The organism is Cloacibacillus sp., assembly GCF_020860125.1.
Lineage (GTDB): Bacteria > Synergistota > Synergistia > Synergistales > Synergistaceae > Cloacibacillus.
Genome location: NZ_JAJBUX010000106.1, coordinates 15,975 through 31,467, shown reverse-complemented (window position 1 = coordinate 31,467; position 15,493 = coordinate 15,975). Strand labels below are relative to the sequence as shown.

Sequence of the window (15,493 nt, the reverse complement as noted above, 5' to 3'; positions counted from 1 at the left end):
TTTTCATAAGTGATATAAGAGGGGAGATGATGATGGCGGTGCCGCCGCCGAGGATCGCGGGGATCTGGTAGCAGAGGGACTTTCCCGCGCCCGTCGGCATGATGCCGAGCGCGTCGCGGCCCGAGGTCACGGCCTCGATGATTTCCTGCTGCCCCTTTCTGAAGGAGCTGTAGCCAAATACCTTTTTTAAAACTTCAAGCGCCTGCTCTGTCTGTCCCATATATTTAATCCTTCCCTGTCGTGGAAGAGTATAGCACAGTAAAAAGCGGAAGCGTTATAGGCCGGTTTGTGTTTTTATCTGCTGCCGAGCCTCATAAGCGAAAAGCCGTCGACGTTGTCGATGCTGACCTCTCCGTGGTGCACGCGCAGGCGTTTGTACTTCGCCTCGGTGCCCGCCTCGTTGAGCCCGGAGGCGAAGAAGGTGAGGCCGCCGCCCTTCGCCAGACATACCAGCGCGCTGTTGCGCGCCTCTTTGCGCCACTTTATCTTATCGGTGTTTTTCGCGAGCAGGAAGTTTGACAGGCCGAGCCCCTCTTCCGTCTTGTAGAGCGGCGAGGCGGTCTCTATCTCGTTGACTTTGCCGGAGATGAATATCACACGCAGCTCACGCTGAGGGTCGCCCTCGTTATAGAGCCAGATCTCGACGGGGTGGTCGGCCATCATCGATTTGCCGCCGACGAGGCCGAAAATCTTGGCGTCGGGCGCTCTGCCGCCCATCTCTTCTTTGACCTCCTCTTTGGAGGCGTCCAGCTTTATAAGGCCGAGCGATTCTCCCGGCTTGATGACGAATTTTGCCTCTGTCGGCAGGCCGAGCATCGCCCTGGCGGCGCTCATTCCGTGCAGCGGCCGCTTGTCGTCCGGAGCCGCCTTCGCCGCGAGGGCGTATACGTCGAGCGCGCGTCGGTAATCTTTGAGCGCTAGCAGCTTCTTGCCGCAGGCCATGATCTTGTCTGGCTCTTTGCAGAGCGTTGCGATGTGCGACCAGGCTTTGCCGGCCTCCTCGCCGTCGCCGGCCTTTACCGCCGCCTCAGCGGTGAGCCGCCAGAGCTCGTCATTCTTTTTATCGCGGGAGGCCGCCTCCTTGAGCCACTTAAGCGCCTGCTCATATTCGCCGCCCTTCATATAGAGCCAGCCGAGGCGCGTCATCGCCTTGGTGTCGTTTTTGGCGGTTTTTAGGTGCTCCTCATAATATTTTATCGCCTCCGCCGTCTCGCCGGTCTCCTCTTTGCAGTAGGCGATGTTGTAGAGGACGTCGCGCCTCTCGGGGCGGATCTTCATTATCCGGCGGTAGAGCTCCTCGGCCCTGGCATACTGCTTGTCTTTCATGAGCGTCGTGGCGCGCAGGTAGTATTTCTCAGGGAGCACGTTTTTCCTGTAGTACCACCAGCTTCCCCCGCCGAAGGCTACGAGGAGGATCAGCGCCAGGGCGATAAAGACATATTTCGGGACCTTTGGACGCGGCGGGTTTTTTACGCTCCATTCAAGCTCCTCTTCGGTCATGCCCTTCTGCTCTTCGGGTACGATATCGGGACACTTTATATTTTCGCCGTCAATATTTTCTTCGTTTTTCATGTATGTGTGCCTTCCTTAATATAATCGTTATAATGTCACGCATGCCTCTCGCGTATTTAACAAAATTTTATCAGATATATGCTTTTTTGCTATGGCAGTTTTCGTAGAAAACGTATATTCTTATCTACGGTATTGAGTAATAATTTCAAGAAAGGTAAATAACACCTCGGAGGTAATTTGCTTGGATTTGAATTTTCAGGAGATAACGCTGGAAGAGGCGCCAAGATATATCGCACACTGGAATATGTGCGAACAGCGCACCTCGGACTATTGTTTCCCGGTGATATGGAGCTTGGGCGCGGACTTCGGAACGAAGCTCGCCTATGATGAAAGCACGGATCTTTATTGGCTGCACCAGAGCAATGTGGGGCTCGCCGATCTCGCGCCGGTGGGAAACTGGCGGCGCGATGACTGGCCGCGGATACTGCGCGAGCGCTACGGAGATGAGATGGAGTTTTTCCTTGTCCCCGAGAAACTTGCCGAGATATGGTGTTCCGAGCTTGCCGGAAATGCGGACGTCGAGGTGGTGGACGACCGCGGCACATGGGAGTACCTCTACAACATACGGGATTTGGCGACGCTCGCGGGAAATAAATATATGAAAAAACGCAACCGCGTCAACCAGTTCCGAAAGAACTACGATTATGTTTATGAGCCGATGACGGACGCTCTGCTGCCGGAGGTGGTGGACTTCCAGTATTCGTGGTGCCAGGTGAACAACTGCGGCACGACGGCGGGGCTCATGCAGGAGAACCATGGGATACAGAAGATACTGCAGAACTGGCACCGCATCCCCAATTTGTGCGGAGGCGTGGTCAAGATAAAGGACCAGATCGTCGCCTACACTATCGGGGAGCTCGTGGGCGACATGCTCGTCGTCCATTATGAGAAGGCGAGCCTCGAGTACGGTGCCGCCTATCAGGTGATAAACAAGGAGTTCCTTTCGCATATCGTCGAGCTTCATCCGGAGCTTGAGATCGTCAACCGCGAAGAGGATATGAACGACCCGGGGTTGCGCGCGGCGAAGATGTCATATCTGCCGGTCGGGTTCCTTAAGGAGTGCCGTGTAAAAATAAAATTCATATAAAAATATGGTAAAATTGCCAAGATAAAACTAAGGGACCTCCGATCAGAGCGTTTTGCCCGTTCCGGCGCCTTTTTCTGCCGGTCAAGCGGGTGGCGCGTATGGTCGGCGGCTCGAAAAACGGAGGATTATGATGATGAAAATATTAGCACTCAGCGCAATGGTCGCCGCGGCGGTGATGTTCCCCTTCGCGGCGAAGCAGGCGGAGGCGGCCGACGCCGCCGAGGCCGCGCCGAAACGTCAGGTAGCCACCTTTGAGACGAACTACGGCGCCTTCAAAATTGAACTCTTCAACGACCTTGCCCCCAAGACGGTGAAGAACTTTGTCGACCTCGCGGAGAAGGGCTACTACAACGGGCTCTCTTTCCACCGCGTCATCGACCAGTTCATGATCCAGGGCGGCTGCCCTAAGGGCAACGGTACCGGCGGCCCCGGTTACACGATCCCCGACGAGTTCGGTAAGGGGCTCAAGCACGACAGGCCCGGTATCCTCTCGATGGCCAACGCCGGTCCCAACACCGGCGGATCACAGTTCTTCATCACCCTCGTCCCGACGCCCTGGCTAGACGGTAAGCACGCGATCTTCGGACAGGTCGTGGAGGGGATGGACGTCGTAGAGAAGATCGGCAAGCTGCCGACGGACTCGATGGACAGGCCGCTGAAAAAGGTAGTTATGGAGAAGGTCATTATCAAATAAAATCGGCGTAAATCGGCGTTTATACGCGCCGCTGACTTAGCTCAACAAGGCCATAAAATCCTGCGGCAGGCGCATCCGCATGCTGCGGCAATATTGATAATTTGAAAATGTCCCCGTCCTGTGGCGGGGACATTGCCTTGCAATCGACGTATTAAAATACGGCTCCGGTACTCAGGGGCAGGTTATTTAGCATCCAACACGTCTAAACGCCGATTTCCTTCGGGGATGCGGGATTTATGTATTTTTTAGTTTTGCACAAAAAATAGGGGAAAGTAATTAAAAAACGCGGCGGGTGGTGCACTTCCGCCTCGATTATGTTAAAATGCTTAGATGAAGTTTAATGTCCGGCAATTCACCAGTAAATGGGGGAAAACAGCTTGAGCATAGAGATAAAATTTAAGGACAGAGATCCGCTTATATTTGAGAAGCCGGTCACCGCGCGTGAGGCTCTTGAAAAGATAGATTTTCCGAAGAGGAAAAATGTCGTCGCCTGCCGCGTCAACCGCGTGCAGCGGCCGCTGTCGTGGGAGATCGTTATGGATTCTTTTGTGGAGTTCATCACGACGGACAGCATAGAGGGCATCGAGGTCTATATCTGCACCCTCTCCTTCCTGCTCACCTCGGCGGCGACGCGGCTGAAGGGGATACGCCTCCATCTCACGCAGTCGATGTCCTATTCATATTATTATGAATCGCCCGACGGTGAGATCACGGAGGATTTATGCCGCGAGCTTGAATCGGAGATGCGCCGGATGGTGGCGGAGTGTGAGCCGATAATGCGCGAGATCTTCCCGATAGACGTGGCGCGCGCGATGATGCACGCGCAGAAATACGAGGATAAAGAGCATTTGCTCCAGTTCACCGGCAGCGACCCCGTCATCCTTTACAACTGCTGCGGCGTATATGATTTCTTCGGAGGCGCGCTCGCCGACTGCGCGGCGATCACCCCCACCTTTGAGCTGCGCTGCTACGGCGGCGGGATTTTCCTCTCCGGGCCGACCTTCGCCGATCCGACGAAGACGATGGCCTTTGTCGAATCGCCGCGCCTCTTCCGGCTCATTGACAGCCATACCGACTGGCTCAAGAATCTTGATATAAGCACGATGGCCGGTATCCATCAGCAGGTCACCGAGGGACGCGCGCGCGATATGATCATGGTCTGCGAAGCGCTGCATACGAAGCTGCTCAGCAACACCGCGGCGCGGATCGAGGCGCGCCCCGAGGTGAGGCTCCTTTGCCTCGCGGGACCCTCAAGCTCCGGCAAGACGACCTCGTCGCGCCGTCTGCGCGTGCAGCTGCTCTCCTCGGGGATAAAGTCGGCGACGCTTGAACTTGACAATTATTTTGTGGACCGAGAGCGCACGCCGCTTGACCGTGACGGAAAGCCCGACTTCGAGGCGCTGGAGGCGCTTGATCTGGAGCTGATCAACGAACAGATCGCGGCGCTGCTCGCGGGCGAGGAGGTCGACATCCCAAAATTTGACTTTATCGCCGGCAAGCGCACGAAGGGGTACAAGATGCGTCTTTCGCCGGACGAGCTTCTCGTCATCGAGGGTATCCACGGCCTCAACGAAAGGCTCACGGAGAGCATCCCCGCGGATAAAAAGTATAAAATATTCATCTGTCCGCTCACGGGCACCAATATAGATTTCCACAACCGCATCGGTACTACGGACACGCGGCTGCTGCGCCGCCTGGTTCGCGACGCGCGGACGCGCGGTCACTCCGCAGAGGCGACTCTTGCGCAGTGGCCCTCGGTGGTGCGCGGCTCGCACCGCCACATATTCCCCTATCAGGAATATGCCGACACGCTTTTCAACACCTCTCTGGCCTACGAGGTGCCGGTGCTGAAGGGCTACGTCACGCCGCTTCTGAAGACGGTGAAGGAGGAGTCCCCCGTCTATGGCGAGGCGACGCGTCTTTTGTCGCTTCTTGAATATGTTCCGGTAATCCCCTCGGACGACGTGCCGAACCTCTCCGTTTTGAGGGAGTTTATCGGCGGCAGCTGTTTCGAATGATATGCCGGAGGGCGCGGCATCTTTTTAGTCGTCCCCGTTTGTGTTTTTAGGGCTGTGAAGGCAGTAAACGAGGTTTTTTTATGTTAATTCTCCATACGGCATTTGAACAAGATCTGATTTATCTGTGGGGCGAATGCTCTTTTGAAAACAGGCGGCTGCGGAGCAGGGAAAAAGAGGGGTGCCGCATGCTGCCGTGGGGGGCGAAGCCGCCGCAGCTCCGCGCCGCACTTCGGGCGTTCGGTCTCCGCGGCGGACGCAAAGCCCCCGCGGAGGAGGCTCCTACAGTATCGCTGCTGCTGCCGGCGCGCGGAAAGTTCCCGCTGCCCTCGAGCCCGATACTGGGGGAGATCCACGATTCAGGAGAGCCTCCGGCTCTCGTCACCTATTATGTAGAGGCCCTTGTCCTCAGTTTCACGGAATTTACCCAGCTTCTGCGGATAATCCGCGAGAGCGGCGAACGCCTTTCGTTTCCCGGGCTTCTCTTTGCCGACGATTTGAAATTTATGTGCCGCGCGCTGGAATACGCCGCGGTGCTTGTACAGCGCGGGACCTATATTCCCGATATGGAGCCCCACGGCGACAGCTTCGTCTCCCAGTGGAGACCGATAATCCTCGCTAAATACCAGGACGAATTTTCATCCTTCGCGGCCGCGATGCCGCCGGTGCTCTGTGCCTTTTCGGCGGGTGAACCTCTTGAGGCTCCGCGCTCAAAGCACGCGGGCGCGATGCTGCTGCTCGAATCCATGACCGATATGCTTATTCGCTCTTCACAGCAGGGCGCGGCGGACCGTGGACGCCGGGTCAACGCCGGCAATCCACATGAGATATGGCTGCGCTCGCTGATCTGGCAGAAAGCGCCGCTCATAAAGTGGAACGAGGAGATGGCCTCGCTCTATCCGCAGATTCGCGCCTGGGCCGACTCGCTGAAGGCCGTCACCGCGCAGCCGTGGCGTCTCTTTATGCGTCTTGAGGAGCCGATCGGCGAGGGGGAACGGAGCTGGACCCTCTCTTGGCACCTCCAGTCAACGCAGGACCCGAGCCTGGTGATACCGGCGGAGCGCGTATGGAGCCCGGCGGAGGCCGAACGCGGCTGGTTCGAGCATACGCAGACGAACCCGCGCCGCTATATGCTGCAGATACTGGGGCACCTCGCGACGCGCGTGCCGTACATCGCGGAGAGCCTGGAGGTCCCCTATCCCTGCGAGTGTCATCTTACGATTGATAATTTATTCGACTTTTTACAGAATCATCTGCCCTCGATAATGGACCAGGGCATACAGGTGCAGTTCCCCTCTACCTGGGGACAGATATCAGACCGCCCACGCCTCTCGGTGCGCGCCAACCTCCACGACGAGGACTCCTTCGCGCCGGGCGGCAGGATGCAGCTCTCCGACATGCTTGACGTAGATTGGTCCGTGGCGCTCGGCGACGATATCCTAACCGAAGAGGAGCTGGTGATGCTCACGGAGCTCAAGACTCCGCTCACCAATATCCGCGGCCGCTGGGTGATCCTTTACCGCGACGAAGTGGAGAAGATCACGGCGGCGCTTAAAAAACTTCCCGACAAGATAGAACGGAAAGAGGCGCTCCTCTCCTCGCTGCGGCAGGAGCATATGGACGCGCCGCTCTCAGAGGTGACGGGTTCGCCATGGCTCGCTAACGTCCGTTCGCTGCTTCTCGGTACGGAACCGCTTGAAGAGATGGCGGCTCCGGAGGGCTTCGCCGGGCAGCTGCGCCCCTATCAGGCGAAGGGGCTGGCCTGGCTCGCGCGGCTTGTGCGGCTTGGAATGGGCGCCTGCCTCGCCGACGACATGGGGCTGGGCAAGACCGTGCAGACCCTGGCCCTCATCAGGAACCTGCGGCTTGTGGGTGAGCGCCGCCCCGTACTGCTTATCTGCCCCACCTCGGTTATGGAAAACTGGCGGCGGGAAACTGAGCGCTTCATTCCCGGGACAAAGACCCTCATACACCACGGCATGAAGCGGAACAAAAAGAATGTATTCACCGACGAAGCCCTCGCGGAGACGCTCGTCATCTCCTCATACTCGCTGCTTTACCGCGACAATTCGCTGTTTTCAAAGGTGGAATGGGCGGGGATAATCCTCGATGAGGCCCAGAATATCAAGAACCCGGACACCTGCCAGTCGCGCGCCGCGCGTTCTGTCCGCGCCGACTGGCACATCGCGCTGACGGGCACGCCCGTGGAGAATCATGTCGGCGACATGTGGTCGATAATGGAATTTCTCATGCCCGGCCTCATGCCGAACCGCGCGCGTTTCTCGCGCGAGATACTGCGCCCCGTGCAGGCGGGGGAGAAGAAGGCGATGGACAGGGTACGGCGCATGACCGCCCCCTTCATCCTGCGCCGCCTGAAGACCGATAAAGAGATCATCAGCGACCTGCCGGAGAAGATCGAGAGCAAAGAGTTCTGCCCGCTCTCGCGCGAGCAGGCGACGCTCTACAGCGCCGTCACCTCCTCGCTTGAACGCGAGATCGAGGGCACGGAGGGCATCAGGCGCAAGGGGGTCGTGCTCGGCGCGATTACGGCGCTGAAGCAGATCTGCGACCATCCGCTGCTGTATTTGAAGGATAAATCAGAGATCGACAACCGTTCGGGGAAGCTCGCGCGCCTCGCGGAGATCGCGGAAGAGATGCTTGCCGCGGGAGACCGCGCGCTTATCTTTACGCAGTATGCCGAAATGGGTGAACTGCTCAAAAAATTCATCCAGGAGACCTTCGGCCGCGAGGCGCTCTTCCTGCATGGCGGCGTGCCGCGTGAAAAGCGAGACGAGATGGTGCGGCGCTTCCAGGAGGAGGAAGAGGGACCTCCCTTCTTCGTCCTCTCGCTCAAGGCGGGAGGCACGGGGCTGAACCTCACGCGCGCCAACCACGTCGTCATGTTCGACCGCTGGTGGAATCCCGCCGTGGAACAGCAGGCCGTCGACCGCGCATACCGCATCGGACAGCAGAACAACGTACAGGTGCATTATTTCTGCTGCCGAGGCACGCTGGAGGAAAAGATCGAATCGCTGATCGAGGCGAAGCGGGAACTTGCCAATATGCTTGTCGGCACCGGTGAGAGCTGGCTCTCCGATCTCAGCGACAGCGACCTGCACGAGCTCTTCTCGCTGGAGAGAGAGGCGGTGGACAACATATGATGTCTTCATTTGAACGCGAAGAAAAATTTTATAAGTATAGAAAGCCGCGTGAGACAAAGTGCGGGATCAAGTCGCGCACGGCGCGCGGCCACGTCTACGGCTCGAACTGGTGGTCGCGCCGCTGGGTCGAGGTCATGGAACGGTGTATCGACTCCGGCAGGCTCGCGCGCGGCAAGAGCTACGCCCGCAAGGGACAGGTCGTCAACATCCAGTTGGAGCCGGGGCTGGTGACGGCCTTTGTGCAAGGCTCGCGTAAGACGCCCTATCAGATACGCTTCGGCTTCGAGACGGTCTCATCGGAGGCCCGCGAGCTGATACTCTTCCGTTTCCGGGAGAGCGCCGCTTTGGCCGCGAAGCTGCTGGCGGGGGAGATGCCGGAAGAGATCGAGACGATCTTCAAGGAGGCGGGGACGCCGCTGTTCCCGACGCGGGAGGCGCTGCGCCGTTTCAAGTGCACCTGTCCCGACGACGCCTCGCCCTGTAAACATATAATCGCGGTTCTCCTGATACTTGGCGAGGAGCTCGAAGACGATCCCTTCCTGCTGCTGAAACTGCGCGGCCTGGATAAAGAGTCGCTTATAAACCTGCTGACCCTTGAGAACGCCCAGGAGGGCGAACTTGCGGAAGAGTCCGGCGCGGACTACGAGTGGGTATCTGAGGGCGAGCTTTCGGGGGGAGCGGAGGCGGCGGAGATGAGCTCCGTCATCCACGACGAAGAGCCCTCTGCCGGCGAAGACTGGTTCCGCGGCGGCGAGTTCTCCTGCGAGCGCGTGGAGCAGGAGGGCCGCCGCGCCGCCGCGCTCGACGTGATGAACGACTTCCCCTTCTGGCGCGGCGAACATCCCTTCCGCCAGACACTGGCTCCCTTCTACGAACACGCCGCGGTATATGCCTGCGAAATACTGACGGGAGAAAAGAAAAAACCGGTCGGCAGGCCGCGGAAACTGATATAAACAGGTGACGGGGAGACAGGGCGCGCCATTTTTATTAATGCTCATAATGGCGGGGCTGTTTTGTTTAATTTTGCCGTGGCTCTGTGTTAGAATGGAAGCATCGGCTTTTGAAACCGCGGAGGCGAAGTGTTGCATAAAAGAACCTGGCAAATAACTTTGTTTATACTCTTTGTCTTGATCCTATATCCCGCCGTTTCCGTGTCCGCCGCAGCGAAGACGGTACGTGTCGCCTTTCCGCTGCAGGAGGGCTTTTCCGAGTTCGACGACAAGGGGATGATCGGCGGGTACAACTATGATTACCTCGAAAAGCTGGCGGAATTCAATAACTGGAAATGTGAATACATCAAAATAGACGACGCGTCATTTGAGAGGCGGGTCAATAAATCATTCCGTATGCTCTCCTCGGGAGAGGCGGACATTGTCGGCACCGCCATGTACAGGCCGGGGCTGGAAAAGCGTTTTTCCTATCCAAAGTCCTCCTACGGCACCGTTTACACCACCTTCAGCGCGCTGGAAGACGACTATCGTAAAAAAGACCTGAACAATTTTCTCTCCAGCCATCTGCGGATAGCGACGCTGAAGCTGTCGGAATACAGGCGCCGGGAGCTGGCAATGTTCCTGCCGCGCGGCGTCTACGATTATGAGATCGTCGAATGCTCCGATACCGCGGAACAGATAGCGGCTCTTAAACACAACAGGGCGGACGTGATGATGGATATTTCCATCCATTCCCACAAGGGGCTTGTCGAAGTCGCCCGCTTCGCTCCGTGGCCCATCTTTCTGGTTGTAAACAGCGAGCGCCGCGATATCCTTGAGGAGCTTGACGAGGGGATGCGGAAGATATCCGCCGCTTTCCCCAATTATCAGAATGTCCTTTATGAAAAATATTTTGGAAAGCGGCGCAACGAATTTTCAATCAACGACAAAGAACGCGCCTATATAAAAAAGGCCGCGGCGGTCAAGGTGCTCTGCATCGAAAAGGGAGCTCCCTATGTTTTTAAGGATTCCGACGGAGTCCTGCGCGGTATGTCGGTGGAGCTGCTGAAGGTATTCTCTAAAGCGATCGGGCTACGGCTGGAGCTTGTCTCCGCCCCTCCTACGGGCGATATCCAGAAGCTGGCCGCCTCGGGAGAATATACCGTGATCGCCGGAATAAAGTCTGCCATAGATATAGTCAAGGGCGGCGGATGCGTCACCACCCTGCCCTTCTCCAACGTGGAAGATGTGAACTTTGTAAGCGACGGTTACTTTGACAGGGATAAAAAAATCAAAACGATGGCGGTCCTGCGCAGCTCGCGGCTGGACGGCGAGCTGACCGACGGGTGTGAGATAAAATACTATGACGACATCGAAGCGGCCCTCAGGGCGGTGGAGCGCAAAGAGGCTGACTTCGGCATCGGAAACAGCCGGACGGTGGACTTTTATGTTTCACAGAACAGGTTTAACGTGAAGGTGATCCCCAGCCAGAATAAATTTTCCAATATCGGCTTTGTAGTCTGCGGTGATGAGAACCTGCCGCTCCTTGCGATGCTTAACAGGTATATTGAGGCGATCGATAACAACGAGCTCTATAATATCACGCTGGACAGCTTCACATATTCGGAGAAGAACTCGCTGGTACTCTTTGCCCGGCAAAATCCGCTGGCGGCGACCGTGATCTTTATGATCTTCGGAGGGTTGACGGCCTCGGGGCTGCTGCTGTGGTTCTTTCATCACCGGGAGATGGAACGCAATCTCGTGCTGGAACGCGCGAATGCCGCGAAGAGCGACTTCCTCTCGCGTATGAGCCACGATATGCGCACGCCGATGAACGCCATCATCGGCCTCTCGGAGTTTGCCGGCGGCGAAAGAGATCCGGAAGAGATGCGGCACAGTCTGGATAGTATCAACAACGCGGGAAAATACCTTCTTTCACTCATAAACGATACCCTTGATATGAGCAAGATCGACAGTAATATAATGACGCTCGTCCCCGTAAAGTTCACCTTCGAGGAGCTGCTTGACGAGATAAACAACATCATCCTGCCGCAGGCGCGGACTAAGGGCATAACTTTTGACTGCGATGTAGACGCCGACAGGAGCCAAATCTACAGCGCGGACAAGACGAGGATAGAGCAGATACTGGTCAACCTGCTTAACAACGCCGTAAAATTCACGCCGGAGAGGGGGCGTGTCCTTTTCGCTTTCAAAACGGCGGAGGGGAACGGCGGCAGGGTGTGGCTCACCGCGAAGGTGAAGGACGACGGTATCGGCATCACGCCGGAGTTCCAGAAAAAGATGTTCGAGCCATTTTCACTTGACGTGGAGCGTCAGGGCGGAGCGACAGGCGGTACCGGGCTGGGACTGTCGATAGTGAAGAGGCTTGTGGAACTGATGGGCGGCACGTTGGACTGCGAAAGCGCCGTTGGAAAGGGCACCGAATTTACCGTGAAAATTCCCCTTGCCGCGACGGGGGAACGGCGTCTTTCCCATGAGCGGACGCCGCAGAAAGAGCAGGCGGATGACGCTGATCTCTCCGGTATCAGAGTGCTGCTGGCCGACGACCATAAACTCAACATTTTGGTGGCGAAAAAGCTGCTTGAAAGAAAAAATATCATCATCGATATCGCGGAAAACGGCCGCGAGGCCCTCGATAAATTCCGTGCCGCCGCTCCTGGTTTCTACGACGCCATCCTCATGGATATCAGGATGCCCGTGATGGACGGCCTGGAGGCGACGCGGCTGATTCGCGCCGAAGAGCGCGGCGACGCGAAGAAGATTCCCATCATCGCCATGAGCGCCAACGCCTTCGACGAGGACGTGCGCCTCAGTCTGGAGGTCGGCATGGACGCCCATCTCTCCAAACCGGTGGAGCCGCAGGTGCTCTATGAGACGTTGGAGAGATTCGCCGGACGGAAGAAACGGCCCTCCTAGAGGATATTCGCCGCCGCTGTAGGTTAGCGTAGGTGGCACGGCAATGCGGCCGGCCCCGTGCTCAGCGCCGTATAGGCCGTTAAAATTCGTAGGTGAAGCCGACCCGGAAATTACGCCCAGGCGCTCCGTAGATATCTTCGGGTCCGTAAACGCCAAATGCGTCATCGCAGTAAAATTTATCGAAGATGTTGTTTATTTTGAGATAGAACGTGAGATGCTCCGAAGTTTTATAATTCACAGCCATATCGACGACCCAGAATGATGAGACCGGATATGTCCCGTAGAAAAGACCGGTATCAGCGGAATAACGAAGGTAGCCATCACGCCCCATTACGCCGCGTCCGAAGAGGACGACGGTGAGGTCCCTGTTTTTATAATTAAGCCCCACCTTGATCTCGCCGTTGGGATAGTTGCTGCTGTAGCTCTCCTCTCCCTCCGCGTCCACATTCTTATATCTGATCCAGGCATAGCCGAGGGTGGCCTTGAAATGTTCGTCCAACTGCCGCGTGACGTTTGCGCGGAAGCCCCAGACCTTTTCACGATCTAAATTTTCATATTTTTTGATTTCTTTGTTGTAACTGATAGTATTTTTTCCGCGGCGGTAAAAGAGGTTGGCGTCGATGACCGTGTCGTTGTCCGGCGCGTGTTTGACGCCGAATTCGTATGTCTGGCCGCTCTCCGGCGAAAGGTCCCTGTTGCCATAGCCGCTGAATAGCTGATACTGTGAGGGTGGCACAAAATAGTCCTTGGCGCTGAGGTAGAAATTCGTCTTCTCGTCCGCCGCGAGGCCGAGGGTGACAGAGGGCGAGAGCCTGCCGCCGGCAATCGAATGGCGGTAATAGCGCGCGCCGAACGTGAGGCTGTAGCGGCCGTCGAAGTCCCAGCTGTCCTCCGCGTATAGCGAGTAATGGTAATAGCTCTCATTGGAGTATGTGAACAGTAGGTCCGCCCAGTCGTCTATTGTTTCGTGGGAATATTCAAAGCCAGCCGCGAGCCGGTGCTTCTCATGCCACTTCATACGGTACTGATCGGAGAAGCCCCATGTCGTAGTGTCGGCTTTGCCGTCGATCACAACCTCCGTAGTGTAGAAATTCTGCCCGTTAAAGACGCTCCTGATGCGGTAGAGCGAGAGGAGATTGTCGCTGTCTTCGGAAAACTGGGTGCGGTAGGCGAGGATCAGCCGCTGCTGCTTCTCATAGAAACTCGCGGGCGGCCTCATACCGTGCTGCTGTCGGAAGTAGGTTCCAGTGTGCACCGTATCAGACTCATAATGATCGAAGGCAAGCGAAAGCGTGCTTCTCCCGCTCGTCTTTTTCCAGAACTTCGCGCTGATATTATCCGCGTCACCGTCGGAGATGTAACTGTTCCCGTCGCCGTCCTTGTAGTCAGAGGAGCGACGCTTGTTGGCGCTCAGCCTCCATGAAAGATCTCCGTCGCCGCCGGCGGCGTAGAGGCGGTAGTCCTGAAAGCCGAAGGTGCCGTTCTCCGCGCCGAACTTGAAGACATTTTTCTCCGGTGCCTTGGTGATGATATTCACCACGCCGCCCTTGGCGTCCGCGCCGTAGAGGGTGGAGGCGGAGCCGCTGAGAACCTCGATGCGCTCGATGCTGTCGAGATTAGGCATGCTCTGGAAGTTAAAGACATTTAACATGCTGGTGTTTGTATTCGCGCGGATGCCGTCAATGACCACAACGATCTGCGAAGAGCCGTTGATTTCGAGTGTCTGCATGTTCTCATAGCCGACGCCGTTGCCGTAGGTGTTGACCGTCACGCCGTTCAGCGATGAAAGCGCCTCCGCTATGTTCGCGAAACGGTTTTCTTCAATATCCTCCGCCGTAATGACCCTCACGTCGGCCTTCGCGTCAAAGGCCCGCTCGTCGATTCGCGAGGCGGTCACGACCACCTCGCCAAGCTCCGCCTCGGCGGTGACGGCGGAGCTTGAGAGGCCTGCAAAAAAAAGAAGATTTATCGATATTAATATCATGTATTTAAACATTGACTTTCCCCTGGTGATGTTTTCTGTTTCGTTAATCTTATCACAGCTGCTGAGAGAAAGACTAAAATGATTTGACTAATCTGTGTTTTTTACAAATCGAAAAATCAGGTACGGTTTTATTATGCCGCCGGTCAATTTATACGGCGGCGATATAGACTCTGACGCGGAAGGCAGTTATCTTCGGCGGTTTCATGAATAAAATAGCCTTACCCTAAATTATAATAAGGCCTCCGCTTTGCGAAAGATCAAACAAAATTCCTAGATGTTATGGTAAATTTTTTTCGTTTCTTCGAACTGATAGGCGACGGCCTTACCGACGATTTTGAACTCCTTGGCGTCTGAGGCGTCCTCGGCTGGGACATAGATCGCGTCGCTGTTGCTGCCGGAAAAGAGATAGAGGGCTCCGCTCTTTGTGTACTGCGGACGCTTCAGCGTCAGCTTGCCCTTATAAAAAACGAGGGCGATATCAAAATTTGCGACACGCGCCGCGGGGTTGATGACCACATAACTGCCTTCGCGCACGGCGAATTTTTCAAAAGACCTGTCGCGCGCTATAAACGCAAAAGGCGGGTTTTGCGGCTGTATCGTACCGATAAGGGTTTTAGGGATGAGAATGTGTTCAGTACTGACTGATATTGTATCCGTTGAGGGGATGATATTATACGAATCGCTGCTGGAAAGCACGGGGACGACGATCCTGTCGTCCGCGCTGTATGCGTACATGGAATGCTTGAGCGGTGAGGCGATGCCGGTGGCGAGGTATTCTATAGAAACCCCTAAAATATTGGCGATAGCGACCGCGTCGCTCACCTTAGGCTCCCGCTCTTCCCTCTCATAACGCGCGATCGTCTCAGCGTCCACCCCTAACGGCTCTGCGATATCATAACGTTTTAAACCTTTTTCCCTGCGCAGACGACCCAAGCGGGCGCCAAAAGTTTCCATATGCTCACCTCACCATATAAAGCTACCTCATTATGGTGGTGGCTTCAACGATTATATTATCGTAATAAATCATCTATAAAATGATTAATATGTTTGACACTATAAATTTATAGTATAAAATATGGCTATTACAATAAAAAGATAGCATTGTCATTTGGAT

The 15,493-nt window shown here is 56.1% G+C and carries 10 protein-coding genes; 6 read left to right on the top strand and 4 right to left on the bottom strand.

All coding sequences use genetic code 11. The features are described from left to right. Together LIO98_RS13375 and LIO98_RS13370 are read right to left on the bottom strand one after the other, a co-directional pair. Window positions 1-220: DEAD/DEAH box helicase (locus LIO98_RS13375; RefSeq protein ID WP_291958161.1), on the bottom strand; the 220-nt coding region annotated here is incomplete at its 3' end. A gap of 74 nt (window positions 221-294) precedes the next feature. After that, window positions 295-1,572 carry a tetratricopeptide repeat protein gene (locus tag LIO98_RS13370; protein WP_291958158.1) on the bottom strand — a complete coding sequence of 426 codons (1,278 nt, stop codon included), beginning with the start codon at window positions 1,570-1,572 and terminating at the stop codon, window positions 295-297. Window positions 1,573-1,753: 181 nt separating this feature from the next. On the opposite strand from LIO98_RS13370, the gene LIO98_RS13365 reads away from it, so the two are divergent. The 6 genes from LIO98_RS13365 (at window position 1,754) to LIO98_RS13340 (ending at window position 12,395) form a co-directional block, all read left to right on the top strand. Continuing rightward, the gene (locus LIO98_RS13365; protein ID WP_291958155.1) at window positions 1,754-2,659 is read left to right on the top strand and encodes a phosphatidylglycerol lysyltransferase domain-containing protein; all 906 of its coding nucleotides are present in this window, start codon (window positions 1,754-1,756) and stop codon (window positions 2,657-2,659) included. Between the two features lie 130 nt (window positions 2,660-2,789). Beyond that, entirely contained in the window at window positions 2,790-3,353 is a 564-nt protein-coding gene (locus LIO98_RS13360) for a peptidylprolyl isomerase (RefSeq protein ID WP_363304430.1), read from the top strand. Window positions 3,354-3,730: 377 nt separating this feature from the next. After that, window positions 3,731-5,371: a nucleoside kinase gene (locus LIO98_RS13355; protein ID WP_291958150.1), complete on the top strand. Its 1,641-nt coding sequence runs from the start codon at window positions 3,731-3,733 to the stop codon at window positions 5,369-5,371. A gap of 80 nt (window positions 5,372-5,451) precedes the next feature. After that, a complete protein-coding gene (locus LIO98_RS13350; RefSeq protein ID WP_291958147.1) occupies window positions 5,452-8,529 on the top strand; it encodes a DEAD/DEAH box helicase in 3,078 nt (1,025 codons plus the stop codon). Further along, a complete protein-coding gene (locus LIO98_RS13345; RefSeq protein ID WP_291958144.1) occupies window positions 8,526-9,482 on the top strand; it encodes an SWIM zinc finger family protein in 957 nt (318 codons plus the stop codon). The genes LIO98_RS13350 and LIO98_RS13345 overlap by 4 nt, the downstream gene beginning before the upstream one ends. Before the next feature lie 174 nt (window positions 9,483-9,656). Next, a complete protein-coding gene (locus tag LIO98_RS13340) occupies window positions 9,657-12,395 on the top strand; it encodes an ATP-binding protein (protein WP_291958142.1) in 2,739 nt (912 codons plus the stop codon). Between the two features lie 79 nt (window positions 12,396-12,474). Here the strand turns inward: LIO98_RS13340 and LIO98_RS13335 are convergent, their stop codons facing one another. Together LIO98_RS13335 and LIO98_RS13330 are read right to left on the bottom strand one after the other, a co-directional pair. Beyond that, the gene (locus LIO98_RS13335) at window positions 12,475-14,391 is read right to left on the bottom strand and encodes a TonB-dependent receptor (protein WP_291958140.1); all 1,917 of its coding nucleotides are present in this window, start codon (window positions 14,389-14,391) and stop codon (window positions 12,475-12,477) included. Between the two features lie 258 nt (window positions 14,392-14,649). Further along, window positions 14,650-15,333, bottom strand: a complete 684-nt coding sequence (locus tag LIO98_RS13330; protein WP_291958137.1) for a LexA family transcriptional regulator — start codon at window positions 15,331-15,333, stop codon at window positions 14,650-14,652. Window positions 15,334-15,493 lie beyond the last annotated feature (160 nt).